This is a genomic window from Rudaea sp. 3F27F6, assembly GCF_005503555.1.
Classification (GTDB): Bacteria; Pseudomonadota; Gammaproteobacteria; order Xanthomonadales; family Rhodanobacteraceae; genus Rudaea.
Genome location: NZ_SCNG01000001.1, coordinates 1,498,110 through 1,523,281 on the forward strand (window position 1 = coordinate 1,498,110; position 25,172 = coordinate 1,523,281).

The following is a 25,172-nucleotide window of genomic DNA, read 5'->3' on the forward strand; positions in this document are numbered from 1 at the left end:
AGCCGGGCGCGTGGCGTAGCGCGAATCAGTTGACCGCATCTTTGCTCGGCGCCGTCGCACCGCGCGGCAATACTTGCGCGGCGAGCTTGGTGTCGGCGCGCAGCAAGTCGACTTCGTCGGCGACGATATGCGCGGCCTCGTTGAGGACGACGTCCTTCAGTGCCTTGCGCCGCTTTTCCTCGGCGAGGTCGGACTTGAGGCTGCGTTCGTCGGCCTGCAGGCCGTCGTCCTGATTCGAGTTGTCGCCACCGCGCCTGACCGTTTTCGCGGCATTCGTCGAGCCGATCTTCGCCGACTGATTGACGCCGTCCGGATCGTCCGCCGCCTTGCGGTCATCGGCATTGGCGACCGGCTTTGCGCCCGCGGCAGCGGGCTTGCCGGCCGGTGTCGCCGCATCGGCGAATTGATCGGGATGGCGCTCACGGCGCTTGGCTTCCTGCTCGTCGCGCTCCTTGCGCCGCGCTGCTTCGTTGAGCGAGATGGTCTTGTCCTCGCGCAGCTTGCGCACGTCGCTCACGTCGGCCTGATAGGCGAGCCACTCTTTGTCGCTCTCGGCGCGCTTGTCATGGCGCGCGGCGAGCAGCGGCGCGAGCGACTTGAGGTCACCGGCCGGCGCGTAGTCGGCCGCCGGGATCGACGTCCACGGCAGCGCATTGTCGAAGGACTGTTCGCCGTTCTGGGCGAAGTCGCCCGTGACCGGGAACTTGATGTCGGGGGTAACGCCGCGCAGCTGGGTCGATCCGCCGTTGATGCGGAAGAACTGCTGGATAGTCATCTTGAGCTCGCCGTAGATCGGCTTCTCGTTGCCGTAGAGCTGGTCGAGATCGTAGAGACTCTGCACCGTGCCCTTGCCGAACGTCGGCTCGCCGAGAATCATGCCGCGGCCGTAGTCCTGGATCGCGGCGGCGAAGATTTCCGACGCCGACGCCGAGTTGCGATTGACCAGCACTGCGAGCGGGCCCGACCAGACCATGCCGCCGCGACGGTCTTCGTGCTCGTCGATGCGGCCGTTTGCGCTGCGCACCTGCACGACCGGGCCCTTGTCGATGAACAGGCCGGTCAGGCCGGTCGCTTCGTCGAGCGAACCGCCGCCGTTGTTGCGCAGGTCGATCAGCACGCCTTCGACGTTCTGCTTCTTCAGATCGGCGATCAGGTTGGCAACGTCGCGCGTGGCGCTCTTGTAGTTCGAGTCGCCGCGGCGGCGCGCTTCGAAGTCCTGGTAGAAGGTCGGCAGGGTGATCACGCCGATCTTGTGCGAGACCTCGCCGTCCTTGGTCTCGATGACCGAACTCTTCGCCGCCTGTTCCTCGACCGCTACCTTCTTGCGCACGAGCGCGATCGTGACGTGCTTGCCGTCGGGGCCCGTGTCGGCGGGCAGAATTTCCAGGCGCACCGTGGTGTCCTTGGCGCCGCGGATCTTCTCGACGACGTCGTCCAGACGCCAGCCAATCACGTCGGTGACCGGACCGTGATCGCCCTGGCCGACGCCGACGATGCGGTCGCCGACCTTGACCTTGCCCGACAACGCGGCCGGGCCGCCCGGCACGACTTCGCGGATCGCGGTGTAGTCGTCGTCGCGCTGCAGCACCGCGCCGATGCCTTCGAGCGAGAGCTTCATCTGGATTTCGAAGTTCTCGGCCTGGCGCGGGCTCAGATAATTGGTGTGCGGCTCGATCGTCATCGCATACGCGTTGAGGAACAGCGAGAACGCATCCTCGCCCGTCAGCTGGCGCATGCGCTCGGTATAGTTCGCGTAGCGCTTATCGAGCATCTCGCGGATCTTCATCTCGTCTTTGCCAGCGAGTTTCAGGCGCAACCAGTCGTTCTTCGCGCGCTTGCGCCAGAGGTCGTTGACCTCAGCTTCGGTCGCGACCCACGGCGCCTTCTCGCGCTGGTACTGGTAGCTTTCTTCCTTGGTGAAGTCGAAGCCCTTCTTCAGCTCGGCGCGCACGAACGCGGTGCGCTCGGCGAGGCGCTGGACGTAGAGGTTGAAGATCGCGAACGGGGCCGAGAGATCCTTGTCGCGGATCGCATCACCGAGCTTGTCGCGCATCGGCATGAAGCGGTCGATGTCGGCCTGCGTGAACAGCATGCGATCGGGATCGAGCTGGTCGAGATAGCGGTCGAACACCTGCTGCGACATCTTCGTGTCGAAGGCTTCAGGCTTGTAGTGCATGCGCGAAAGAATGCGCATCGCCATCTGCGCGGCATCGGCCTGGTCGGCCGTCGGTTTGAGCGCGATCGACGTCGCGACGTCGCCGGCGGGCTTGGCGAAAACCGTCGCCGCAGCGAGCGCCGCGGCCAGAATGGTCGGCGCGATCCAAAGGGCCTTGCGATTACGCACTAACATTTCTACCGATCTCCGAAAGCGTTGCGTTTGCGTCCATCCGTGCGCGCGGGATCACGAAGCGGTCATCCATGGCCGCACTTTGGTTTGTTGCTGCGTTCGTCCTCGAACGCGAAGATCACGAAGCGGCCGTCCCTCGCCGCCATTTTCAATTCTTTCGCTTCAAGCCACTTCTTCGACGAATCCTGCCGCATGTGCCATCTGGTCGGCGTGGTACGACGAGCGTACTAGCGGACCCGAAGCGACATGCTCGAAGCCGAGCTTGTGGCCGTATTCGGCCAGGGCGTCGAACTCCGCCGGCGTCCAGTAGCGCAGCACGGGATGATGATGCGGGGTCGGCTGCAGGTACTGGCCGATCGTCACCATATCGACATCGTGCGCGCGCAGATCGTTCAACGCGCCGTGCACCTGCGCTTCCGTTTCGCCGAGGCCGAGCATGATGCCCGACTTCGTCGGCACATCCGGATGCTGCGCCTTAAAGCGTTTAAGCAGGCTTAACGACCAGTCGTAGTCGGCGCCGGGGCGCACGTTCGGATACAGCTCGCGCACCGTTTCGAGGTTGTGGTTGAACACGTCGGGCGGCATGTCCTTGAACACTTCGAGCGCGCGCTCCATGCGGCCCTTGCCGCGGAAATCGGGGGTGAGGATTTCGAGCTTGATGGTCGGATTGAGCGCGCGCACCTCGCGGATGCAGTCGGCGAAATGCTGGGCGCCGCCGTCGCGCAGATCGTCGCGATCGACCGAGGTGACGACGACATAGCGCAGGCCCATATCGCGGATCGTCTCGGCGAGATGGCGCGGCTCTTCGGCATCGGGCGGCTTCGGCCGGCCGTGGGCGACGTCGCAGAACGAGCAGCGGCGCGTGCAGACTTCGCCGAGGATCATGAAGGTCGCGGTGCCCTTGCCGAAACATTCATGGATGTTCGGGCACGAGGCTTCTTCGCAGACCGTGACGAGGCGGTTCGCGCGCAATTTCGACTTGAGCTTGGCCACGGCGTTGCCGGGCGGGATGCGTACGCGGATCCAGTCGGGCTTGCGCAGCACCGGCGCACCCGAGTCGAAACCGGCGCGATTGCGCGCAATCTTGTTTTCGCCGAGCAGTTTCTCGCCGGTGCGGATCGGTGCGGCGTTCGCGACGACCGCGTCGTTCACCAGGGCAATCGGAATGGTCTTATCGAGGGAATTCATGCGTGCACGCTAACATCCACGGAGGGGGCCGCGCCAGCACCGGAGGTCACGGGCGGCGGCGCAATCTGAACGGTCAGGCCGAGCTGCAGGGCCAATTGGGCGACGAGTTCGGCTTCCACGTCGGCCAGCGCGGACGGGCCGCCGAGGTCCATGAGCTGGGTCACGGCGAGTCCTTCGTAACCGCAGGGATTGATGCGATGGAACGGTTCCAGGTCCATGTTCACGTTGAACGCGAGGCCGTGGAAGGTACAGCCGCGGCGCACGCGCAAGCCGAGCGCGGCGACCTTGGCGCCGGCGACGTAGACGCCCGGGGCGCCGAGTTTTCGTGCGGCCTCGATATTCCAGGTCGCCAGCGTGTCGATGATCGCCTGCTCGATGCGGTTGACCAGCTCGCGGATGCCGAGCTTGAGCCGGCGCAGGTCGATCAGCGGGTAGGCGACGATCTGGCCGGGGCCGTGGTAGGTCACCTGGCCGCCGCGGTCGACCGGCACGACCGGAATCTCCCCCGGCATGAGCACGTGTTCCCATTTGCCGGCCTGGCCGAGCGTGAACACGGGCGGATGCTCGACCAGCCAGAGTTCGTCGGTCGTTTCCGCGCTGCGCGTGTCGGTGAACGCCTGCATCGCGCGCCAGACCGGTTCGTACGGCGAAAGGCCGGGGAAGCGACGCACCAGAAGCCGGGATTCGGGATTGGAGATTCGGGATTCGGGAAGAGCGGACACAGCCGGGCCTGCAATCGGTTCGGAATTTCTAGATGCCGGTGATAGCGCGAATATCAAGCGCGCGGGCAGGCGCGCCTTGCTTTCGACGTATCCCGAATCTCCAATCCCGAATCCCGGCTCTCAAAGCGTCCACTTCACCGCCGCATCCTCGCGCAGGGCCGCATGCGCCGCCTCGTACATCTCACGCGAAGGACAGGTGAAGGTGACGCTGACCGAGACGAAGTTGCCGTTGCTCGACGGCCGCACGCGCTCGGAGCCGTCGAGCACGGCCAGGCCGAGGCCGGCGATCAGCGCGGGCACGCGCTGCTCGAGACCCGCATTGGCGTGGCCGACCGCGGTGATCTCGAACGCGCCGGGGAACTGGAAGCCCTGGCCGGGATTCTCCGCGTGGATTTTCTCGAGTTCGTGCGGGTCGAATTTCTTCATCACTTGATCGGGGCAGGTTGGGGATTACCGACCGTCGCCGTGCCGACCGGCGCGGTTTCCGTGGTCGGCGCGCTCTTGAAGAACAGCACGATGCCGTCGATGAAACGGCGCCAGAAGCCACCTTCGGGCTGCTCTTCTAGCACGACGAGCGGGCGTTCGACGAGGACCTTGTCGTCGAGCTTCACGCGCACCGTGCCGACCTGCTGGCCCTTGGTGTACGGCGCGATCAGGCGGCTCGGCATGTCCATCGTCGGCTTAAGATCCTTGTAGCGTCCGCGCGGCAGGGTGATCAGCATGTCCTCGGCGAGACCGAGCGCCGCGCTGTCGTTGGCCCCGCGCCATAGCGCCGGCGACGCCAAAGCCTTGTTTCCGTCGAACAGCTTGTGCGTCTCGAAGAAGCGGAAGCCGTAGTTGAGCACGGTCTGGTTGGCGTCGGCGCGCTCTTTCTCGCTGCCCGTGCCCATGACCACCGCGATCAGGCGCTGGTCGCCGCGCTTGGCCGAGGTGGCGAGGCAGAAGCCCGCGTCCTTAGTGTGGCCGGTCTTGATTCCGTCGACCGTCGAATCGCGCCACAGCAGCGAATTGCGGTTGTGCTGGGTGATCCCGTTCCACTCGAATTCCTTGATCGAGTAGATCTTGTATTCCTCGGGATAGTTGTGGATCAGCGCGCGCGAAAGTAGCGCAATGTCGCGCGCCGTCGTGTACTCGTCGGGCGACGGCAGGCCGGTCGGATTGACGTAGTGCGTACCGGTCATGCCGAGCTGCTGCGCGTACTGGTTCATCAGCGCGGCGAAGGTCTGCTCGGAGCCGGCGACGTGCTCGGCCAGCGCGATCGCCGCATCGTTGCCCGACTGGATGATCATGCCGTAGAGCAGGTCCTTGAGCGGCACCTTGGAATTGAGCTTGAGGAAGCTGGTCGAGCCGTCCGTGCTCGCACCGCCGCCGCGCCAAGCGTTCTCGCTGATGTAGACCTCGTCGTCCATCTTCACCTTGCCCGCGGCGAGCTGGGCGGAAACGACATAGGACGTCATCACCTTGGTGATCGAGGCCGGCTCGACGCGCGTGTCGATATTGTCGCCGGCAAGAACCTGGCCGCTGGTGAAGTCCATCAGCACCCAGCTCTTCGCATTGAGCTGCGGCTGCGGCGGCACCGGCACGTTGAGCGCATTCGCGCCCGGCATCGGCGTGGCGGGCTGCACGGGCAGCGCTTCGGCGGCAGCTGCGTCTTCGGACTTCTGCTGCTCGGCGCTTTTCTGCTCCTGCTTCTGCTGCGCCTGCTGGCGCCGGTGCTTGACCGCACCCGCCTCCGGCGCCGCAACGATCAGGGCGGCGGCGGTAAAAATACACAATGCAGCTTTTTGTACGAATTGCAGATTCTTCATTTCTCGAAATATTCCATTCTGGCTGGCCCCGCGCGCGGTTGCGGGGGCGAGGCACGAGCAAAACCCGCTCCGGACCAGCGAATTTTACACGTCAAGGCTGAACACGACGACTTTCGCGCTTCAGTCGTCGATCGCCACGCGCGGCTCGCCGAGGCCGAGCGCACGCACTTTCGGGGTCAGCGCGTCGGCCTCGTCGACATCGCGCAGCGGCCCGATACGCACGCGCCGCACCGCGCGACCGTTCGAGGTGCCCTCGACCACGCGCACCGCGCCGAGTTGCGCATTGCGCACGGTCGTCGCGGCGCGCTCAGCGTTGGTCTGGTCCGAATACGCGCCGACCTGGAGATATAGCGCGGGTTTGTGGATTTTTTCGGGCGGCGCGGCGGAGGCGACGCGCGGCTCGGGCCGCCCCGGCGGCGCGCTGGCCGCAGGCGGGACCGGCGCAGGCGCCGCGGCGCGTGCAGGCGCACGCGCGATCGGATCGCGATCGGGATGATCCGGATCGATCGCACGCACTTCGACGAGACCCGTGCCCTTCTGCCAGATGCCGAGCTTGAGCGCGGCGACGTAGGACAGGTCGATGACGCGGTTCTCGGCGAACGGTCCGCGGTCGTTGACGCGCACGATCACGCTCGCGCCGTTGTCGAGATTGGTCACGCGCGCGTAGCTCGGCAGCGGCAGAGTCTTGTGCGCGGCACTGAACGCGTACATGTCGTACTTCTCGAAGTTCGACGTGGTGTAGCCGTGGAACTTGTTGCCGTACCACGAGGCGATGCCGCGCTCGACGTAGCCCGACGCACTCGGCAGCACGGAATAGGTCTTGCCGAGCACTTCGTAGGGCGATTTGTTGCCGTAGACCGAGCGCGCCTCGGCCTTCGGTACGGGCTCGGGAATCTTGCTGAGATCGGGCGGCGGACCGCCGGGACCGGAATCGCTGTCCTGAGCGTAGCGCTTCGATTGTGGACGCGACACGTCGTCCGAGCTAGATGATGCCGATCCGCGCTTCACCGGCTTGTGCCCGCCGCAACCCGCCAACAGCAGCAACGCGGCCGCGGCTCCCGCGCGCAGCAGCATGGCGGCCTCGCCTCGCTTCATTTGGCCGCGGGCTTGCCGCCGACCTGGGCGGCGATTTCCTGGCTGAGCTGATAGACCGCAAGGCTGTACAGCGGGCTGCGGTTGTAGCGCGAGATCGCGTAGAAGTTCTGGAACGTGATCCAGACTTCAGGGCCGTCTTCGCCTTCGAGCTTGATCAGCGTCGCCGGCGTGTCCTTGCCCGCGTCGGTCTTCCCGGCAGGCGTATAGCCCCACTCGGCGAGTTGCTGCACGGTGTAGACCGGCTTGAGATTCTCCGGCGTCACCGCGCGCGCGTTGGCGCTGACCTTGGCACGCACCGCAACCGGGCCGCCGGTCTGCCAGCCGTTGCCGACGAAATAGTTGGCGATGCTCGCGACAATGTCGGGCAGCGAATTCCACAGATCGATCTTGCCGTCGCCGTCCTCGTCGCGCGCGAACTTGGCGATCGACGAGGGCATGAACTGGCCCCAGCCCATCGCGCCAGCGTACGAACCCATCAGGCTTTCGATCGGATACGGAAAAGTCGTCCCGTGCAGCAGGAACAGTTGGCGCAGCTCACCGCGGAAAAAATCGGCGCGCGGCGGATAGTAGAAACCGAGCGTGGTCAGCGCATCGAGCACGCGATAGCGCGTCGGCGTGCGTCCGTAGTTCGTCTCCACGCCGATAATCGCGACGAGAATCGGCGCGGGAACGCCGAATTCCTTCTCGACGCGATCGAACAGGCTGCGGTTGGCGCGGTAGAACGCCACGCCGCCGTCGATGCGCGCATCGGTCAAAAAGATCGGCCGGTACTCGCGCCATGATTTCGACTCGGCCGGACGCGAGATCGCATCGATGATCGACTGCTGATAGCGCGCCTTCGCGAGCGTGGCGAGGATGTCGGCTTCGGACAGATCGGTATCGCGCGCGAGATCGGCTGCGAACTGCTTCTGCGCTGCGGTGACCTGTGCAGGCGTAGGCGGATCGTAGGCACGCGCATGCGCGGCCAACGAAGCGAACGCGAGGCAGGCGCACCAGAAAACTACGCGAAAAGTCATCGATCGAACCGGCGGGAAGAAGTGCGGCGAGGTTAACATGCCGTGCCGCCGGCGTGGCGCGAAAGCCGAACGGCCGTTAAGCAAACACGCGCTGGCGCAGCCACTTGGTCGCAATCCATTTTTCGCCCATGGAGACTGGCGCACCGCCGTGCAGAGTCTGCGTCGACGGATGCGGCTGCGCGTAGCTGAAGAACACCGCATTGCCCTGCTGCGGCAGCACCGACAGGCCGACGTCCGGGAATGTCGTCGCGCCGCCGTTCTGCGGTGTGTTGAGGTAGATGATCAGGCTCGCCACGCGCTGGCCACCGCGGCGCGTCAGTGCCGGCGTACCGGGATCGGCCGGATCGAAGTAGTCGTAGTGTGGTTCGTACTCGGCGCCGGGCTGATAATGCAGCACCTGCAGGCCCTCGCCGTTTTCCGCGGGCCAGTTGAGCAGTTTCGCGATGCGGTTTTCGATGCGCATATGCAGCTCGCTCTCACCGCGCTGGAAGAACATGCCGCGGCTCGTGCGCGCGGCATCGACCTGATACTCGCCGGTCTGCCGGTTCACCGTCTCCGAGCGCGCCATGCGCGGCTGCGCGGCGGCGATCAAGGCGGCGCATTCCTCTGCGCTCAACAGATCGCCGAATACGACCACGCGCGGTGCCTTCAACTCGACCAGCACCTTCACCTGGCGGTCGCCGGCATCGAGCGACAGCGGCATTTTTTCGGTATCGGGCTCGGGCACACCTTCGGTCAGCTTGCCGTTCGACGCCGCCGCGACGCGCGCTTTCGCATTCTCGGCGACGACGACCGCGAGCGCGTCGCTCGCCGCCTTGCGCTGCCAGCCCGCGGCGGCGAGTTCGGCGATCACCTGGTCGCCGCTCGCGCCCGCGAGCATGCGGTTGACGATCCATTGCTTGGCTTCGGCGCTGACGTTGATCTTGCTCATGCGGCGAACTTAAAACACCTCGAACCTGTTTTCAATTTGCGCTGCACTCTCAAGCAAAAGTATTGAAGGCGCGTTCAGGGATCAATGCGGCGAACGCCGGTTGTTGTGAATCGACATAAGCATGCCGAAGCCCGCAAGCAGCGCGACGACCGACGTACCGCCATAGCTGATCAACGGCATCGGCACACCGACCACGGGCAGAATCCCGGCGACCATGCCACCGTTGACCATGACGTAGACGAAGAACGACATGCTGATCGAGCCGGCGAGCAGGCGCGAGTAGGTGTCACGCGCGTTCGCCGCGATCATCAGCCCGCGGCCGACGATGAAGATGTAAAGCAGGATCACCGCGGCGACGCCGACCAGTCCCCATTCCTCGGAAAACACCGCGAAAGCGAAGTCGGTGGTGTGTTCGGGCAGGAATTCGAGCGCAGACTGCGTGCCCTGGTGCCAGCCCTTGCCCCAGATGCCGCCCGAGCCGACCGCGATTTCGCTCTGCATGATGTGCCAGCCGTCGCCGAGCCGGTCGGCAGCCGGATCGAGGAAAGTGAACAGGCGCTTCTTCTGGTAGTCGTGCATGAAATGCCAGGCCACCGGCGCGGCTGCAGCGGCAGCCGCGGCGACCAAGCCGATGCGCCACCAGGCCATGCCGGCGAGGAAGATCACGAACATGCCGCTGGCGACGACGAGCAGCGCCGTGCCGAGATCGGGCTGCTTGGCGATCAGCCCGGCCGGAATCGCGATCAGCAGGCCGACCAGCGCGAGCGAGGCGAAACGCGGCGGCAGTTCGCCGCGGCTCAACACCCAGGCCGCCATCATCGGCATGGTCAGCTTGGACAGCTCCGACGGCTGGAAACGAAATATCTTGAGATCGAGCCAACGATGCGCGCCGCGGCCTTCGCCCATGACCGCGACGACGAGCAGGAGCAGCACGCTGCCGGCATAGAGCCACGGCGTCCACTTGCGCAGGCTCTGCGGCGAGATGCGCGAGATCAGCACCATCAGCGTTGCGCCAATTAGAAAGCGCGCGCCCTGGTTGAACGCCACTTTCGTGTCCGGCGCGCCCGCGCTGTAGAGATTGACGAGACCGACGCCGGCGAGCAGCAGCAGCGCGCAGGCGAGCGGCCAGTCGAGCGCAGGCGGGCGCAGCCAGCGCCGCGCGAACATACGCAGATGCAGGCCGAAGCCTTCGAGCGCGAGGATCACGGCGCCGCCTCCGCGACGCGGCGCACCGGTACGTCGTCGGCGTACTTGAGCCAGGCGTCGAGGATCTTGCGCGCGATCGGCGCGGCATCGGAAGCGCCGCTCTTGCCCGCTTCGAGCGCGACGACGACGGCAATGCGCGGATCCTCGGCCGGCGTGAAGCACTCGAACAGAACTTGATGGCGGTCCGCGGACGAGGTCGCGATATAGGTCCAGCTTTCGTCGAAACGCGAGAAGCGCTCGGCCGTGCCGGTCTTGCCCGCGATCGCGTAGGGAAATTCCTTGCCGAGCCCGCTCACCGTACTCGGCGGCGGCCCGTTCACCGCGAGCCACATGCCCTCTTCGATCGCTTTCCAGGTGCTCGCGCGCGTGCCCACGTTCGGGCCCGGCAGAGGCAGCGGCGCCAATTGCACCGGCGCACCGATGCCAGTCTGGGTCGCGTGCAGCACGTGCGGCGGACGGTTCGCGCCCTTCGCCGCGACCACGGTCAGCGCATGCGCGAGCTGGATCGGCGTGACCACCCAGAAACCCTGGCCGAAGCCGGCGTTGACCGTGTAGCCGGCGAACCACGGCTGGTTGCGCGTCTGCCGCAGCCATTCGGCCGAGGGCAACACGCCGACGCCTTCGCCGGCGACGTCGATGCCGGTCTTCGCGCCGAAGCCGAACTTGGCGAGAAAGCCGCTCAAACGATCGATGCCGAGTTCGTAGGCGAGCGAATAAAAATACGTGTTGACCGACCAGGCCAGCGCGAGCTTGAGGTCGACGCGGCCCGCTGCGAAGTCGTCGCGATAGCCGCGCTTCTGTCCGGGAATGTGGTACTCGCCGGTGGAGACCACGGTATCGGACGGCGTGCGCACACCGAGTTCGAGACCGGCGGCGGCGACGTAGGGCTTTACCGTCGAGCCGGGAATGAAGCCGCCCGCGATCGCGCGGTTGAGCAGGGGCTTGCGCGGGTCTTCGGTCAGCAGAGCGTAGTCGGCGCGGCTGATGCCGTTGACGAACAAATTCGGATCGAACTCGGGTTCGCTGACCAGGGCGAGCACCTCGCCGTTGCGCGGATCGATCGCGACGACTGCACCGAGGCGCGGGCCAAGCGCTTCCTCGGCCGCGCGCTGCAGGCGCGCATCGATCGACAGGTACAGGTTCTTGCCCGGCGTGGGCGCGATGGTGTCGAGCTTTCTGCGCACCTGGCCGTTGACGTCGACCTCGACCGTTTCACTGCCCGGTGCGCCGTGCAGGTCATCCTCGTACCAGCGTTCGACGCCGGTCTTGCCAATGTGCGTGGTGCCGGCGTAGTCGTTCGGGTCGAGCCGCGTGAGTTCATTGATGTCGATGCGGCCGACGTAACCGACGGCGTGGGCGAAATTCGGCCCGAGAGGATAGGCGCGCGTCAGGTAGGGCGCGATTTCCACGCCCGGAAAGCGCCAGCGGTTGACCGAGAAGCGCGCGATCTCGTCCTCGCTGAGCTTGAGCCGCAGCGGCACGTTCTCGAACGCTTTTTTCTTCGCACGCGCGGCGCGGAAGCGCTCGATGTCGTCGGCGCTGATCGCGATGACGTCGCCGAGCTCGGCAAGCAGCTTGTCGAGACCCTTGCGCCCGCCTTCGACCGTCTCGGGCACGATTTCCAGCCTGAACGCGGCGATGTTGTCGGCGAGCAGCACGCCGTTGCGGTCGTAGATCAAACCGCGAACCGGCGGCACGCTGCGCACCGAGATGCGCTGCTTGTCCGAGGTCTGGCCGAATTCCGCGCCGCGATAGACCTGCAGGAACACATAGCGCGAGACCAGCGCGCCGAGACAGAGCACGATGACGAGAAAGCCGACGATGGCGCGCGCACGGAACGTTTCCGCGTCGGCGCGGGCATTCCTGAGGCGCATGCGCATGCTCGGCAGATTCATCTCAGGTATCGCCCGCGCGCAGGCGCGCGCGCAAGTCGTCCAGCAACAGGAACAGCCAGGGCCACGCGAGCATGCCGGCCACCGGCGCGAACCAGAAATCGAGATCGGGCGGCGGATCGCCGGCGATCGCGTGCACCATCAGGTAGACGATGCGGTCGTTGAGCAAGAGCGCGAACACCGCCAGCGTCTGCTGCCACATCGGGAAAAACCGCAGGCGCGAGCGAAAGCGCAGCACGATGAAGCAGAGAATGCACAAGCGCATCGCCTGCTCGCCAAGCACTTCGCCGCCGACCAGGTCGGCGACGATGCCGAGTGCGAAGCAGAGGCCGAGCGGCACTTTCTCGGGCAGTTCGATCATCCAGTAGATCAATACGAGCGCGAGCCAGTAAGGCTTGAACGGCAGCAGCACTGCCGGCAGCGGCATGAGCTGAAGCACGAAGCTCGCGACAATGCCGCCCAAGAACAGCCAGTTGAGACCGCGTACGCGCATCAGGGCTCTCCCTGCTTGGCCGGGTCTTCGACCGGTGCCGGCGGCGTGGTGGCCGGCGGCGCGGGCTCATCGCTGCCCGCGAGCGCGGCCGGCGGTCCGAACTCCTCGGCCTGCGCGGGCGGTCCTACCGGGTTGGCGAGCTCATGCAGGACGAGCACCTCGGCGCTGCGGTCCAGCGTGGCATCGGGCGTGGCCTTGGCCGCGGCGAACATGCCGGTCGAGTCGTTGCCGACCGAGCGGACGACACCGACCGGAAAGTCCGCGGGGAAGCGCCCGCCGAGGCCCGAGGTGACGAGCTTGTCGCCGGGCTTTATGTCGGCGCTGATCGGAATGTTCGGCAGATCCAGCGTATCCAGCGTGCCGTTGCCGCGCACGATCGTGCGCAGGCCGGTGCGTTCGATGCGCACCGGCACCGCATGCGATTTGTCCGAGATCAGCAGCACCGTGCAACTGCGCGGACGCACTTCGACGATCTGGCCGAGCAGCCCGCGCGCATCGATCACCGGCTGGCCGATCTTGATGCCGTTGTCGCTGCCGAGATCGAGCATGATCGTATTGCGCCGATAAGGGCCGAAATCGACGTCGATCACCTTGGCGAGCTGCACAGACAAGCCGAGAGTCTTCTGCACCGAGAGCAGTTCCTGCAGGCGCTGATTCTGCTCCTGCACGGCCTCGACGCGGCGCAGCCGCGTCTGCGCGAGCAGCAGTTGGCGGCTCAATTCGGCGTTCTGCTCGGTCAGCACGCGCCGGTCGGCGAGGGCGACGCGCGCGTCGCGCGCCAACTCGGACGGCGCCGCGGCAAGCCGGTAGATCGGTTCGATGAAGGTGCCGGCCGCGGCGCGGAAGCGTTCGAGCCAGTCCCCGCGCCGGTCCGCGATCATCAGTGCGACCGCGATGACCAGGTAGACCACGAGACGCAATGTGCTCGATGCGCCTTCGCCGAACAGCGGTGCCGTGTTGTTGGCGGGGATGGCCATTCAAGAGCCGGAGTCAGGGATGCGGAATGGGAGAGTCGGAAAAGCCCGCCGAGTCGTCGTTCCGATAGTCTCTCACGCGCTTTCCGAATCCCGAGTCTCCATCCCGAATCGCGGCGCTATTCCGCTGCGAAGAAATCGCCGCCGTGCTGGTCGACGAGTTCCAGCGCGCGGCCGCCGCCGCGCGCGACGCAGGTCAGCGGATCGTCGGCGACGTGCACGTGCAGGCCGGTTTCCTCGGAGATCAGGCGGTCGAGGTCCTTGAGCAGGGCGCCGCCGCCGGTCAGCACGATGCCGCGCTCGTAGACGTCGGCGCAGAGTTCGGGCGGGGTCTGTTCGAGCGCGACGCGCACCGCGGCGACGATGCCGCCGAGCGGTTCGTGCAGCGCTTCGAGCACTTCGTTCGAGTTGATCTTGATCATGCGCGGCACGCCTTCGGCAAGGTTGCGGCCGGAGATCTCGATCTCTTTCGCCTCGTCCTGCTTGAACGCGCAGCCGATCTCGACCTTGATGCGTTCCGCGGTCGATTCGCCGACCAGGGTGCCGTGGTTGCGGCGCACGTAGTTGATGATCGCTTCGTCGAAGCGGTCGCCGCCGATACGCACCGACTGCGAGTAGACGATGCCGTTGAGCGAGATGACCGCGACTTCCGACGTGCCGCCGCCGATGTCGAGCACCATCGAGCCGCGCGCCTCGTGCACCGGGATGCCGGCGCCGATCGCGGCGGCCATGGGTTCTTCGATCAGATAGACGTCGCGCGCGCCGGCCGACTCGGCCGACTCCTTGATCGCGCGGCGCTCGACCTGGGTCGAGCCGCAGGGCACGCAGACGAGCACGCGCGGACTCGGCCGGAACATGCGCGCCTTGTGCACCTTCTTGATGAACTGCTTGAGCATCTCCTCGGTCATCGTGAAGTCGGCGATGACGCCGTCCTTCATCGGCCGGATCGTGGTGATCGCCGCCGGCGTGCGGCCGAGCATGCGCTTGGCGTCGGCACCCACCGCGGCGACCGAGCGCGGACCGCCCGGACCGCGGTCCTGGCGGATCGCGACGACCGAGGGCTCATTCAGCACGATGCCTTGGCCGCGCACATAAATGAGAGTGTTCGCCGTGCCCAGATCGATCGACAGATCGTTGGAGAAAAGCCCGCGTAAACCTTTGAACATTAGGAAATTCCGTACCGCTCGAAACGGTGAAGCCGCGTCTTGGAAGAAAAGCGCGACAGTGTAGTAAGCGCCTTGGGGCGAAGCAAGGAAAAATGCTGTTAAATTGCGGGCAATTTCGGGGATCAGGGCGAGATTCGGGATCGGCGATTCGCGATCGGCAACAGGCTTGCGCAGCGCCGTCGCCGAGCCGTGCGCGCCTTGCCCGCACAAGGCAAATCAGCGATGCTTCCAAATCCCGTATCGCCGCGCCCCGCTCCGCCATGTCCATCGACGCCGCCACCGTGCGCCACATCGCCCGCCTTGCGCGGCTCGCCGTCTCCGACGACGAGCTGGCGCCGATCGCCGGCGAACTCAACGGCGTGCTCGGCCTCGCCGACCAGCTCGCTGCGGCGCAGATCGACGGCGTCGCGCCGATGGCACATCCGCACGAGGAGATGCTCGCGTTCCGCACCGACGCGGTGACCGAGCCCGATCGCGCCGATGCGTTCCTCGCGCTCGCGCCCGATGCGCGCGGCGGTCTCTATCTCGTTCCCAAAGTTCTCGAATAAACGGCAATGAGCTCTTCGATAGCGCAACTCGCGCAGACCTTGCGCGAGCGCAACACTTCGGCGGTTCAATTGACCCGCGACGCCTTCGCCGCGGCGAAGGCGAGTCATGCCGACCTGAATGCCCTCGTCACGATCGACGAAGCCGGCGCGCTCGCCGCGGCCGAACGCGCCGATGCAGCCCTCGCCAACGGCTCGCCGTCTGCGCTGGCCGGCATTCCATTTGTACACAAAGACATTTTTTGCACGAACGGCCTGCGCACGACCTGCGCCTCGCGCATGCTCGAACATTTCGTGCCGCCATACGATGCAACCGTGGTCGAGAAGCTCGCGGCTGTCGCGGCCGTGTCGATCGGCAAGGCCAATATGGACGAGTTCGCGATGGGCTCGTCGACCGAGAATTCGTTCTTCGGCGCAACCAAGAATCCCTGGGACGCGGCGCGTGTGCCGGGGGGCTCTTCGGGCGGCTCGGCCGCCGCGGTCGCTGCCGGCATCGTGCCGTATGCGACCGGTACCGATACGGGCGGTTCGATCCGTCAGCCCGCGGCGTTCTGCGGCATCACCGGCCTGAAGCCGACCTACGGCCGCGTTTCGCGCTTCGGCATGATCGCCTACGCGTCGAGTCTCGACTGCGGCGGCGTACTCGCGCGCTCGGCCGCCGACTGCGCCCACGTGCTCGCCGCAATCGCCGGCCATGACGGCCGCGACGCAACCAGCGCAGACCGCGTGGTCGACGACTATGCCGGCACGCTGGCGAAGCCGCTGCAAGGCCTGCGCATCGGCGTTGCGCGCGAATATTTCGGCGCCGGCGTGGCCGCAGGCGTCGGTGCGGCCGTGCACGCCGCGCTCAAGGAATACGAAAAACTCGGCGCCGCGCTCGTCGAGATTTCGCTGCCGAGCGCGGCGCTCGCGATTCCGGCTTACTACGTGATCGCGCCGGCCGAGGCGTCGAGCAATCTTGCGCGCTACGACGGCGTGCGCTACGGCTATGCGGCGAAAGAGCCGAAGTCGCTCGAAGACTTGTACACGCGCACGCGCGCCGAGGGCTTCGGTGCGGAAGTGAAGCGCCGCATTCTCGTGGGTACCTATGCGTTGTCGGCCGGCTATTACGATGCCTATTACTTGCGCGCCCAGCGCGTGCGCCGTCTGATCGCGAACGATTTCAGCGCGGCGTTCAAGTCGGTCGATCTGATCGCGGGACCGACCACGCCGACGGTCGCCTTCAAGATCGGCGAGAAGACCTCCGATCCGCTCGCGATGTACGCCGAGGACGTCAACACGGTCGCAGTCAACCTGGCCGGCCTGCCCGCGATCTCGCTGCCAGCCGGATTCAGCGAAGGCCTGCCGGTCGGCCTGCAACTGATCGCGCCGGCGTTCGCGGAAAGCGCGTTGCTCAATGCCGCGCATCAATTTCAGCTCGCGACGGATTGGCATTTGCGCACACCGGGAGGCGTGCAATGAGCACAGCATCGCGCATCCCGCCTCCCGAATCCCAGCTCTCAGGCTGGCAGCCGGTGATCGGCCTGGAAATCCACGCCCAGCTCTCGACGCAGTCGAAATTGTTTTCGGGCGCTTCGACCGCTTACGGCGCGGAACCCAACACGCATACGGGCCTCGTCGATATCGCCCTGCCGGGCACCCTGCCCGTGCCGAACCGCGCCGCGCTCGACAAGGCGATCCGCTTCGGCCTCGCGATCGGCGCGCGCATCGCGCCGCACAGCGTGTTCGCACGCAAGAACTATTTCTATCCCGATCTGCCGAAGGGCTACCAGATCAGCCAATACGAGCTGCCCGTGGTTGCCGATGGCACGCTCGCCGTGCGTCTCGACGACGGCCGCGTCATCGAGGTAGCGATCGAGCGCGCGCACCTCGAAGAAGACGCCGGCAAGTCGCTGCACGAGGAATTTCACGGCGCGACCGGCATCGACCTGAATCGCGCCGGCACCCCGCTGCTCGAAATCGTCTCCAAGCCCGTGCTGTACTCGGCCGCGGAAGCGGTCGCGTATATGCGCGCGGTGCACACTCTGGTGCGCTGGCTCGGCGTCTGCGACGGCAATATGCAGGAAGGTTCGTTCCGCTGCGACGCCAACGTGTCTGTGCGCCCGGCCGCCAGCGACAAGCTCGGCACGCGCACCGAGATCAAGAACGTCAACAGTTTCCGCTTCGTCGAGAAGGCGATCGAGTACGAGATCGAGCGGCAGATCCGCGCGCTCGAAAACGGCGAGAAGATCGTGCAGGAAACGCGGCTCTACGACCCCACGCGCCATCAGACGCGGCCGATGCGCGGCAAGGAAAACGCCAACGACTACCGCTACTTCCCCGACCCCGACCTGCCGCCGCTCGCAGTGACGGCCGACGACATCGCCGCAGTCAAAGCGGCCATGCCCGAGCTGCCCGAAGCGCGGCGCGTCCGCTACATCGACGCACTCGGCCTGCCCGAAATCGACGCGACCCAGCTCTGCGCCGACCGCGCGACGGCGGACTACTTCGAAGCGGTGCTCGCCGCGCTGCCCGGTGAAGCGAAGCTCGCGGCGAACTGGACCCTCGGCGAAGTCTCCGCCGCGCTCAACGACGCGGCGCTGACCATCGACGCCTCGCGCGTGCCCGCCTCCGCGCTCGCGCAGTTGCTGACGCGCGTACGCGAAGGTGTCATCTCCGGCAAGATCGCCAAGGACGTGTTCGCCGCGATGTGGACCGGCGAAGGCAGCGCGGACGAGGTGATCGAGAAACGCGGCCTCAAGCAGATCTCCGACTCGGGCGCACTCGCCGCGGCGATCGACGCCGTGCTCGCCGAGTATCCCACGCAGCTCGCGGACTTCCGCGGCGGCAACGAAAAGCTGCTGCAATTCTTCGTCGGTCAGGTGATGAAGCGCACGCGCGGCCAAGCCAATCCGCAGCAGCTCAATGCGTTACTGCGTGAAAAACTGAAAGGCGAATGAAGCCGGTATTCGAGAGCCGCTCTCCCGCTGGCGGGAGAGGGGTTGGGGTGAGGGTGGCGCATGGAGCTGCGACGCGATATCGACAAGGCAAGAGGCTTGCGCGAACGATCGACCGATTGCGAGCGCGAGCTCTGGCGACATCTGCGCCATCGCCGACTGGACGGATATAAATTCCGCCGCCAATTCCCGATCGTCGGCTATGTGGTCGATTTTGTATGCCTGGAAAAGAAACTGATCGTCGAACTCGACGGCAGCCAGCATGCCGAGCAAAAGGTCTACGACGGTCGGCGCACCGAGATTTTGAAGAAAAACGGTTACCGCGTGACCCGATTCTGGAACAATGCGCTACTTGAACGACGCGACGACGTGCCGGGCCGGATACTCGAATGCCTGGAAGAAGTTGTCGCGCCACCCTCACCCCAACCCCTTTCCCGCCGGCGGGAGAGGGGCTGAAAGCGATTGCTTAGGAGCACGAAAGTCAAATGTCAGCACTGATCTGCGGTTCGCTCGCCTACGACACCATCATGGTGTTCCAGGACCAGTTCCGGAATCACATCCTGCCCGACAAGGTGCATATCCTGAACGTGTCCTTCCTCGTGCCGCGCATGCGCCGCGAGTTCGGCGGCTGCGCCGGCAATATCGCCTACAACCTCAAGTTGCTCGGCGACGATCCGATCCCGTTCGCCACGGTCGGCCAGGATTTCGAGCCCTACCGCGAGCACCTGCAGCGCTGCGGCATCCGCCTCGACCATGTGCGCGTGTATGACGAGCTGTTCACGCCGCAGTGCTTCATCACCACCGACATGGACAACAATCAGATCACCGCCTTCCACCCGGGCGCGATGCTGAATTCGCACGAGCACCATGTGAAAGACGTCGAAGGCGTGACCTTCGGCATCGTCGCACCGGACAGCCGCGACGGCATGCTGCAGCATTCGCGCGAGTTCGCCGAGAAGGGCGTGCCTTTCATCTTCGATCCGGGCCAGGCCCTGCCGCTGTTCTCGGGCGAAGAGTTCCGCACGATGATCGAGCAGGCCGACTACGCCATCGTCAACGACTACGAGTCACAGCTGCTGCAGACGCGCACCGGCTGGAGCACCGAGGACATCGCCTCGCGCGTGAAGGCCTACATCGTCACCCAGGGCCCGAAGGGCTCGACCGTGCACGAGGGCAAGAAGACCCACGTGATCCCGCCCGGCCAGGAGCGCCGCATCGTCGATCCGACCGGCTGCGGCGACGCCTACCGTGCCGGCTTGATCTACGGCCTCATGCGCAACATGGACTGGCCGACCACGGGCCGCATCGCCTCGCTGATGGGCACGCTCAAGATCGAGCACCCCGGCACGCAGAACCAGCGCTTCACCTACCGCGAGTTTGCCGACCAGTTCAGGCAACAGTTCGGCTATGCGCTGGATTGATTGGGGCCGGGATTCGGGATTCGGGATTCGGGATTCGGGATTCGGGATTCGGGATTCGGGAAAAGCTTACATTACCGTCATTCCCGCGAAAGCGGGGCTCTCAACAGCCGCAGGGCTGGTCATCCAGCGACTTTAGCTTTTCATTGCGGCCAGTGCCCGCCTGAGTCCGAAGGCACCCACTGAGCAGCCCTTCGGTCCTGCTCAAGCGGCAACCACTCCTCATCCGCCCGACGCAAACCGCGATACCAAAACGGCGCGCGCTAGCTCAGCGCCGCCGTCCTGGATCCTGCAGCGCCTTTTCGACCGCCGCACGCGTCATCGGGTGATAGCCCGGTTTCGCCTCGGCATAGATCTTCTCGGCCAGCGCCTTGCCCTGCGCGGTCTTGGCGAGGCTCGCATATAGCGGCACGACGAGGATGCGGCGGCCGATGCGCAGCATGTGCTCGCGCATCGCCGGATACGCCGCCTGGTAATCGCTGCCGATCGCGAGGCGATACCAGCGGAACGCGATCTCGGCATTGCGTGTACCGGTCAGGTGATACGCATCGTCCAAGCCCTTCATCTGCGCCGCGCTGAGCTGCGGCGGCAGTTGATCGAGGAAATACTGCCATTCCTGCGTGCGCCACGACTTCGCGCCGAGGCCGTTCGCGTCGATCTTGCCGGCGACGAACTGTTCGCGCAGCTTGTCTTGCGCAGCAAACGCACTCGACGCGGGCAGCGGCGCATTGGCCGGAATGCCCGGCTGGTGCAGCCACGCGTCGACTTCAGCCATGCTCACCTTGCCCGGATACTTGTCGAGCAGATTCGCTTTCAAGTAGCCGACGAACTGGTCGGTGGTGATGCTCTGGAAGGCGAAGTGGTCGAAGTAGCCGCGCAGGAAGGCATCGAAGTTCTCGCGGCCGAATTTTTCTTCGAGATACTGCAGAAACCACGATCCCTTGATGTACGGCACGTCGCTCAGCGAATCGTCTGCGTCCTTGCCGGTCAGGTCGGGCACGAGCAGTTGCTCGCCGGGCTTGGCTGTCTTGAATTCTTTTCTCAGCTCGTTCGCGGCGACGAGGAATTCCTCGTCCTTCTGCTGCTTGCCGTAGACCGCCCCGACGATACGCCCCTGCACGTACGTGGTGAAACCTTCATTGAGCCAGACGTGCTTCCACGCCGCATTCGTCACCAGATTGCCCGACCACGAATGCGCCAGTTCGTGCGCGATCACGCTGACCAGCGACTTGTCACCGGCGATGATCGTCGGCGTGGCAAAGGTCAGGCGCGGATTCTCCATGCCGCCGAACGGGAACGACGGCGGCAGCACGAGGATGTCGTAGCGATCCCAGCGGTACGGACCGTAAAGCTTTTCCGTCGTGACGATCATCTTCTCGATGTCGTCGAATTCCTTCGCCGCGGCGGCGACCGTTTCTGGCTCCGCGTAGACCGCACTGCGCGGGCCGATCTCCTTGACCGCGATGTCGCCGATCGCGAGCGCGAGCAGGTACGACGGAATCTTCTGCGGCATCGCGAAACGGAAATCACCGTCGAGCGTATGCTTAGCGTCGTTGTTTGCACTCATCACCGCGCGCAGGTCCTTCGGCGTCGTGATATGCGCCGTGTAGGAGAAGCGCACCTGCGGCGTGTCCTGCAGCGGAATCCAGCTGCGCCCGGCGATCGACTCGGACTGCGAATAGACGAACGGATATTTCTTGCCCGCGGTCTGGCTCGGATCGAGCCATTGCAGGCCGGCCGCGTCGGGGCTCGTCGAATAGGCGATGCGCACCTTCGCGCTTTGCGCGGGCAGGGCGATGCGCAGCGCCGAACCGAGCAACGGATCGACCTTGTCGAGCGAGAATTTCGCCGCGTCCCATTTGCCCGCGCCGCCTTCGGCCTCGATCTTGTCGATCTTCAGGCCGCTGGTGTCGAGCACGAGTTCGTGCGCGCCTTTGTCGACCCATTCGAGACTCAGGATCGCGTTGCCGGACAGCACGTGCTTCTCAAACGATACGGCCAAATCCAGATCGAGCGCCGTGACCCGCACCTTGTCCGGCTGCGCATAGGAATGCGGATCGGTTTCTGCGTGGACGGAACTCATAGCGGAGACGGACATTGCGGCGGCAAGGAGAAGACGAGGAAGAAAATTCATGGCGATTCCGATTCTGCGCACAACGCTCTGAAACACTATCGCCGATCCGCCTGCGCGAAACGGCGTCATTGGCGATACGTCAGCGCGTCGCCGCGCTGTCGTAGAACTTCACGAGGTCGGCCTTCATCTGCTTCAACGCATCGAGATTGAGGTAGACCATGTGTCCCGACGGATAATAGGCGAAGCTCAGGTTCTTGCGCAGGCCCGGATCGATGTCGAGGTGGGCGAGATCGTATTCGGTGGCGAAGAACGGCGTGGCGAGGTCGTACCAGCCGTTCGCCGAAAGCACCTTGAGATGCGGATTGGTGCGCATCGCTTCGGACAGGTCGCCGACCATCGCCGGCAACTGCACCTTGCGCGACGAACCCGGAATCGCGTGCCGCCAGTCCCACTCGCCGATCGCCGCGCCGGCGTTCATGCGATACGGCACGTCGCTCGTGTATTTCAGATCCCGCGCCAGATAGTCGTTGATCGCCGAGAAGAACGCGCCGCTGATCGCCGTGCTCGACGGATCGAACTCGGGCGACTCGCCGGCCGCGTCGGCGTCGATACCCTCGAAACGGCCGTCGTAGCGGCCGAGCGTGCGGCGCTGGTCGCGCAGCAGTTCCTTGCGGAATCGCGGCTGACTGACGCGCAGGTTGGCGTCCTTCAGATAGGCGACCGACAGACCCGTGTAGCGGCTCAGTTTCTGCGCGATGGCGTCGCGCTCGGCCGCGCCGAGATCTTGGCCCTTGGCCAGAGCCACCGAATATTCACCGCGTGCAAAGTTGCGCGCTTCGTCGAGGAACGGCTCCATCGCCGCGGGCCGGTTGACGATCTTATTGTGATACCAGGCGATCGCCGCGTAGGTTGGCAGCAGATTGACGTAATCGTTGTCGAGCCCCGGAATACGCGAGCCGTAGTTGAGGATCGACGACAACAGCACGACACCGTTGAGCGACACGCCGCGGTTTTCGAGATAGCGCGCGAGGCCCGCCGAACGCGGCGTGCCGTAGGATTCGCCGAACAGAAATTTCGGCGAGTTCCAGCGCTGGTTGACCGTCAGGTAGCGAATGATGAAACGGCCGAACGCTTCGATATCCTGGTCCGTGCCCCAGAAGCGCTTGCTCGGATTTTCGTCCTTGTCCGCGCCGGGTTTGCCGTCTTTCTCTTTGAGCAGACCCTTTGAATAGCCGGTGCCGATCGCATCGATAAAAACCAGGTCACTCTTGTCGAGCAGACTGTCTGCGTTCGCCACGAGTTGATACGGCGCCGGCGGCGTCGCATCGGGGCTCGTCGTCGCCACGCGCACCGGACCGAACGATCCCATGTGCAGCCACAGGCTCGCCGAACCGGGACCGCCGTTGTAGAAGAACGTGACCGGCCGCTTGGCCGCGTCTTTGCCGTCGCCGCTCGTGTAGGCGACGTAGAACACGCTCGCGTCCGGAGCATCCTTGTCGTCGCGAATCGTCAGCGTGCCTGCGGTCGCCTTGTACGCGTAACTGCGTCCGCCGATGCTGACGCTGTGGCTCGTGACGATCGCTTTCTCGGCAGCCGCATCGGCCTTCTCCTTGGCCGGCTTCGCCTCCGACTTGGCCGATTCTTCGTGCTCGGCTGCAAAGGTGTTTGCGCCGACGACGACAAAAGCGAGCAGAGAAACGAGAGCGAATTTGCGCATAGTGCCTCCCCGGACGAGTCGGCGATTATGCCGCGACGCGGCGCGCCGGGCCTATGCCGAAAGCCCTGCCGGCAGCGCTCGCGAGGTTAAATCTTGTAACCGCGATGAAGGCGCGGGCGGAATTTCCGCCCGCGCAGAATGGTATGGACGGCGAAGCTACAACCCCTGCGCTATCTGCTGACGTCGTGCGAAGGTTTCTCGCTCCAACTCGATGCGCAAACGCTGTTCCTCGAAATAATCAGCGATCTTTCCGAGCATCCATCCGACCAATGCGAAGGCCGCCACGGCCGGCGCCGCATATGGCAGCAACGGCGTGATGGCAGGTTGTTGGGAATTGGCCGGCCCCAAAGAAACGAAGAGTACGAAACCGAGTGCGCCGAGCACGATGATCCAAGCTGCCGCACCGATCAGATTGGCAGCCAACTCGAGGACTTTCAGCGGCAACAGGAACCAATTCGCATGGCGCACGCTGAAAGGCGGATTCGGCGCGTGCAGCGTGATCATTGCATCGATGATCGGCGCAGTTGGAAGCCCGTGCTGTCTCTGCATGACCATTACTTCGGCTTTTATCTTCACCACCTCCCATTCGTCCCTGCGCCAACGCGAGGGACGGAAATCAATGAACGTTCGCAGCAAAGCCCCAACGAGAACAACCAGCGATACGCTGATCGCCAGCCACCTCGGACCGGACTGCGAGAACAGCGTCTCCAATGTGCGTGCAATGGTAGCGGCGTCTTGCATGGGATGGCTCCGTCAAAACAGCGAACGCGAAACGATGAGGAACACACTTTTTCCGGACGCCGTCTTGTAGCGAATCTGCGATTCGCCCGACGGAAGAGGCTGGTTCGCCTGCAGTCCGTCGCCCAGGCGCTTGCTCTGACTTTCGAGCATGATCCCGATTCCGAGATTCCAGCCCATGAGGCTGTGTTGCTGTTCGCCGTCCGCGGTGAAGCTCTTCGTGCCAGCTCCTACCGGGTCGCTCCAACCGAACATCCAGCCTATGCCGAAGGAAGCCAGCGACGACGAATCCGATCCCGTCTGCACCGACACGAACGGCCCGTTCGCGAAAGTGCGCGTGTCGTTCGCTGTAGAACCCGAATACAGATAGCGATGCGCTTCGAAGGCGATCAACGGTCGCGTCGTACGCGAGTCGTCCACGCGCACGATTCCGTTCACGACCGAGGCGGAATCGATTGGATGTGTGCCCAAGGCCTTGGAGACACCGATAGCAACGCCGAAATTGCTGCCCAAGAAGCTCTGCACGTCCTTCATGCGGCTTCCGGTGCTGTCCATGTTATTTCCATCGGGGGCAGCTGTCTCCAACTCAACGAGATCGAATCGTTTGTCTTGTATTTTCTTTTTCGCTTCACGCGACGCTTTTTCACACGCATTGATGTATTGCTGAATATTGCTCGGGCTCAATGCGGCATTCGGATCGCAACTCTGCGCTCGGACGGGGACCGATACCGCAACAAACGACCAAACCAGGACATGGAAAAAGATTGTGTTGAATACGCGCATAGAGACCTCCAGGCGGACCGCGGAATGTCGTGTTCAAGGACCGGATGCGGAAAGCCGGTCCCGAACTGCCGGAGTCTCTGGAGCGAAATTTGTCTCAGCGGGGAATCGGCGTCGGCCTGTTTT

Annotated in this window: 22 protein-coding genes; 5 read left to right on the top strand and 17 right to left on the bottom strand. The window is 64.8% G+C overall.

What is annotated here, in order from left to right; all coding sequences use genetic code 11:
* Window positions 1–25: 25 nt before the first annotated feature.
* The 13 genes from FFS30_RS06390 to FFS30_RS06450 all read right to left on the bottom strand — a co-directional run bounded on the left by FFS30_RS06390 (window position 26) and on the right by FFS30_RS06450 (window position 14,838).
* Window positions 26–2,350, bottom strand: a complete 2,325-nt coding sequence (locus tag FFS30_RS06390) for a carboxy terminal-processing peptidase (protein ID WP_137912232.1) — start codon at window positions 2,348–2,350, stop codon at window positions 26–28.
* Window positions 2,351–2,509: 159 nt separating this feature from the next.
* Window positions 2,510–3,535 (bottom strand): lipoyl synthase, encoded by a 1,026-nt coding sequence (lipA, locus tag FFS30_RS06395; protein ID WP_171014449.1) that lies wholly within the window; start codon window positions 3,533–3,535, stop codon window positions 2,510–2,512.
* Window positions 3,532–4,233 (bottom strand): lipoyl(octanoyl) transferase LipB, encoded by a 702-nt coding sequence (gene lipB / locus FFS30_RS06400; protein WP_137912613.1) that lies wholly within the window; start codon window positions 4,231–4,233, stop codon window positions 3,532–3,534. The genes lipA and lipB overlap by 4 nt, the downstream gene beginning before the upstream one ends.
* 144 nt (window positions 4,234–4,377) lie before the next feature.
* Window positions 4,378–4,683 carry a DUF493 family protein gene (locus FFS30_RS06405; RefSeq protein WP_137912233.1) on the bottom strand — a complete coding sequence of 102 codons (306 nt, stop codon included), beginning with the start codon at window positions 4,681–4,683 and terminating at the stop codon, window positions 4,378–4,380.
* Window positions 4,683–6,065, bottom strand: coding sequence for a D-alanyl-D-alanine carboxypeptidase family protein (locus FFS30_RS06410; RefSeq protein ID WP_137912234.1), 1,383 nt, complete (start codon window positions 6,063–6,065; stop codon window positions 4,683–4,685). The genes FFS30_RS06405 and FFS30_RS06410 overlap by 1 nt, the downstream gene beginning before the upstream one ends.
* A gap of 120 nt (window positions 6,066–6,185) precedes the next feature.
* Entirely contained in the window at window positions 6,186–7,160 is a 975-nt protein-coding gene (locus FFS30_RS06415) for a septal ring lytic transglycosylase RlpA family protein (RefSeq protein WP_137912235.1), read from the bottom strand.
* On the bottom strand, window positions 7,157–8,176 hold the full coding sequence (gene mltB / locus FFS30_RS06420; RefSeq protein ID WP_137912236.1) for a lytic murein transglycosylase B: 1,020 nt from the start codon (window positions 8,174–8,176) through the stop codon (window positions 7,157–7,159). The genes FFS30_RS06415 and mltB overlap by 4 nt, the downstream gene beginning before the upstream one ends.
* A gap of 76 nt (window positions 8,177–8,252) precedes the next feature.
* On the bottom strand, window positions 8,253–9,107 hold the full coding sequence (locus FFS30_RS06425; protein WP_137912237.1) for a 2OG-Fe(II) oxygenase: 855 nt from the start codon (window positions 9,105–9,107) through the stop codon (window positions 8,253–8,255).
* A gap of 81 nt (window positions 9,108–9,188) precedes the next feature.
* Window positions 9,189–10,274, bottom strand: coding sequence for a rod shape-determining protein RodA (gene rodA, locus FFS30_RS06430; protein WP_137912614.1), 1,086 nt, complete (start codon window positions 10,272–10,274; stop codon window positions 9,189–9,191).
* Between the two features lie 35 nt (window positions 10,275–10,309).
* Entirely contained in the window at window positions 10,310–12,208 is a 1,899-nt protein-coding gene (mrdA, locus tag FFS30_RS06435) for a penicillin-binding protein 2 (protein ID WP_249352208.1), read from the bottom strand.
* 1 nt (window position 12,209) lies between these two features.
* A complete protein-coding gene (gene mreD, locus FFS30_RS06440; protein ID WP_137912239.1) occupies window positions 12,210–12,698 on the bottom strand; it encodes a rod shape-determining protein MreD in 489 nt (162 codons plus the stop codon).
* On the bottom strand, window positions 12,698–13,675 hold the full coding sequence (gene mreC, locus FFS30_RS06445; RefSeq protein ID WP_137912240.1) for a rod shape-determining protein MreC: 978 nt from the start codon (window positions 13,673–13,675) through the stop codon (window positions 12,698–12,700). The genes mreD and mreC overlap by 1 nt, the downstream gene beginning before the upstream one ends.
* 116 nt (window positions 13,676–13,791) lie before the next feature.
* Complete coding sequence (locus FFS30_RS06450) at window positions 13,792–14,838, bottom strand: rod shape-determining protein (RefSeq protein WP_137912241.1); 1,047 nt, start codon at window positions 14,836–14,838, stop codon at window positions 13,792–13,794.
* A 260-nt stretch (window positions 14,839–15,098) separates the two neighbouring features.
* Between FFS30_RS06450 and gatC the strand changes: the two genes are divergently transcribed.
* Genes gatC through FFS30_RS06475 form a run of 5 tightly spaced genes read left to right on the top strand, consistent with a single transcriptional unit; the run spans window position 15,099 to window position 19,740 of the window.
* Complete coding sequence (gene gatC, locus FFS30_RS06455) at window positions 15,099–15,386, top strand: Asp-tRNA(Asn)/Glu-tRNA(Gln) amidotransferase subunit GatC (protein WP_137912242.1); 288 nt, start codon at window positions 15,099–15,101, stop codon at window positions 15,384–15,386.
* A gap of 6 nt (window positions 15,387–15,392) precedes the next feature.
* On the top strand, window positions 15,393–16,844 hold the full coding sequence (gene gatA / locus FFS30_RS06460; protein WP_137912243.1) for an Asp-tRNA(Asn)/Glu-tRNA(Gln) amidotransferase subunit GatA: 1,452 nt from the start codon (window positions 15,393–15,395) through the stop codon (window positions 16,842–16,844).
* Window positions 16,841–18,322 (top strand): Asp-tRNA(Asn)/Glu-tRNA(Gln) amidotransferase subunit GatB, encoded by a 1,482-nt coding sequence (gene gatB, locus FFS30_RS06465; RefSeq protein WP_137912244.1) that lies wholly within the window; start codon window positions 16,841–16,843, stop codon window positions 18,320–18,322. The genes gatA and gatB overlap by 4 nt, the downstream gene beginning before the upstream one ends.
* A 60-nt stretch (window positions 18,323–18,382) precedes the next feature.
* On the top strand, window positions 18,383–18,775 hold the full coding sequence (locus tag FFS30_RS06470; RefSeq protein ID WP_137912245.1) for a DUF559 domain-containing protein: 393 nt from the start codon (window positions 18,383–18,385) through the stop codon (window positions 18,773–18,775).
* Between the two features lie 29 nt (window positions 18,776–18,804).
* Complete coding sequence (locus tag FFS30_RS06475; RefSeq protein ID WP_137912246.1) at window positions 18,805–19,740, top strand: carbohydrate kinase family protein; 936 nt, start codon at window positions 18,805–18,807, stop codon at window positions 19,738–19,740.
* A gap of 265 nt (window positions 19,741–20,005) precedes the next feature.
* On the opposite strand, the gene FFS30_RS06480 is transcribed toward FFS30_RS06475, so the two are convergent.
* The 4 genes from FFS30_RS06480 to FFS30_RS06495 all read right to left on the bottom strand — a co-directional run bounded on the left by FFS30_RS06480 (window position 20,006) and on the right by FFS30_RS06495 (window position 25,049).
* On the bottom strand, window positions 20,006–21,820 hold the full coding sequence (locus FFS30_RS06480) for a M1 family metallopeptidase (protein ID WP_249352210.1): 1,815 nt from the start codon (window positions 21,818–21,820) through the stop codon (window positions 20,006–20,008).
* Window positions 21,821–21,950: 130 nt separating this feature from the next.
* The gene (locus tag FFS30_RS06485) at window positions 21,951–23,528 is read right to left on the bottom strand and encodes a peptidase S10 (RefSeq protein ID WP_137912248.1); all 1,578 of its coding nucleotides are present in this window, start codon (window positions 23,526–23,528) and stop codon (window positions 21,951–21,953) included.
* A 156-nt stretch (window positions 23,529–23,684) separates the two neighbouring features.
* Window positions 23,685–24,269 (bottom strand): hypothetical protein, encoded by a 585-nt coding sequence (locus FFS30_RS06490; protein WP_137912249.1) that lies wholly within the window; start codon window positions 24,267–24,269, stop codon window positions 23,685–23,687.
* Window positions 24,270–24,281: 12 nt separating this feature from the next.
* On the bottom strand, window positions 24,282–25,049 hold the full coding sequence (locus FFS30_RS06495) for a hypothetical protein (RefSeq protein WP_137912250.1): 768 nt from the start codon (window positions 25,047–25,049) through the stop codon (window positions 24,282–24,284).
* Between the last annotated feature and the right edge of the window lie 123 nt (window positions 25,050–25,172).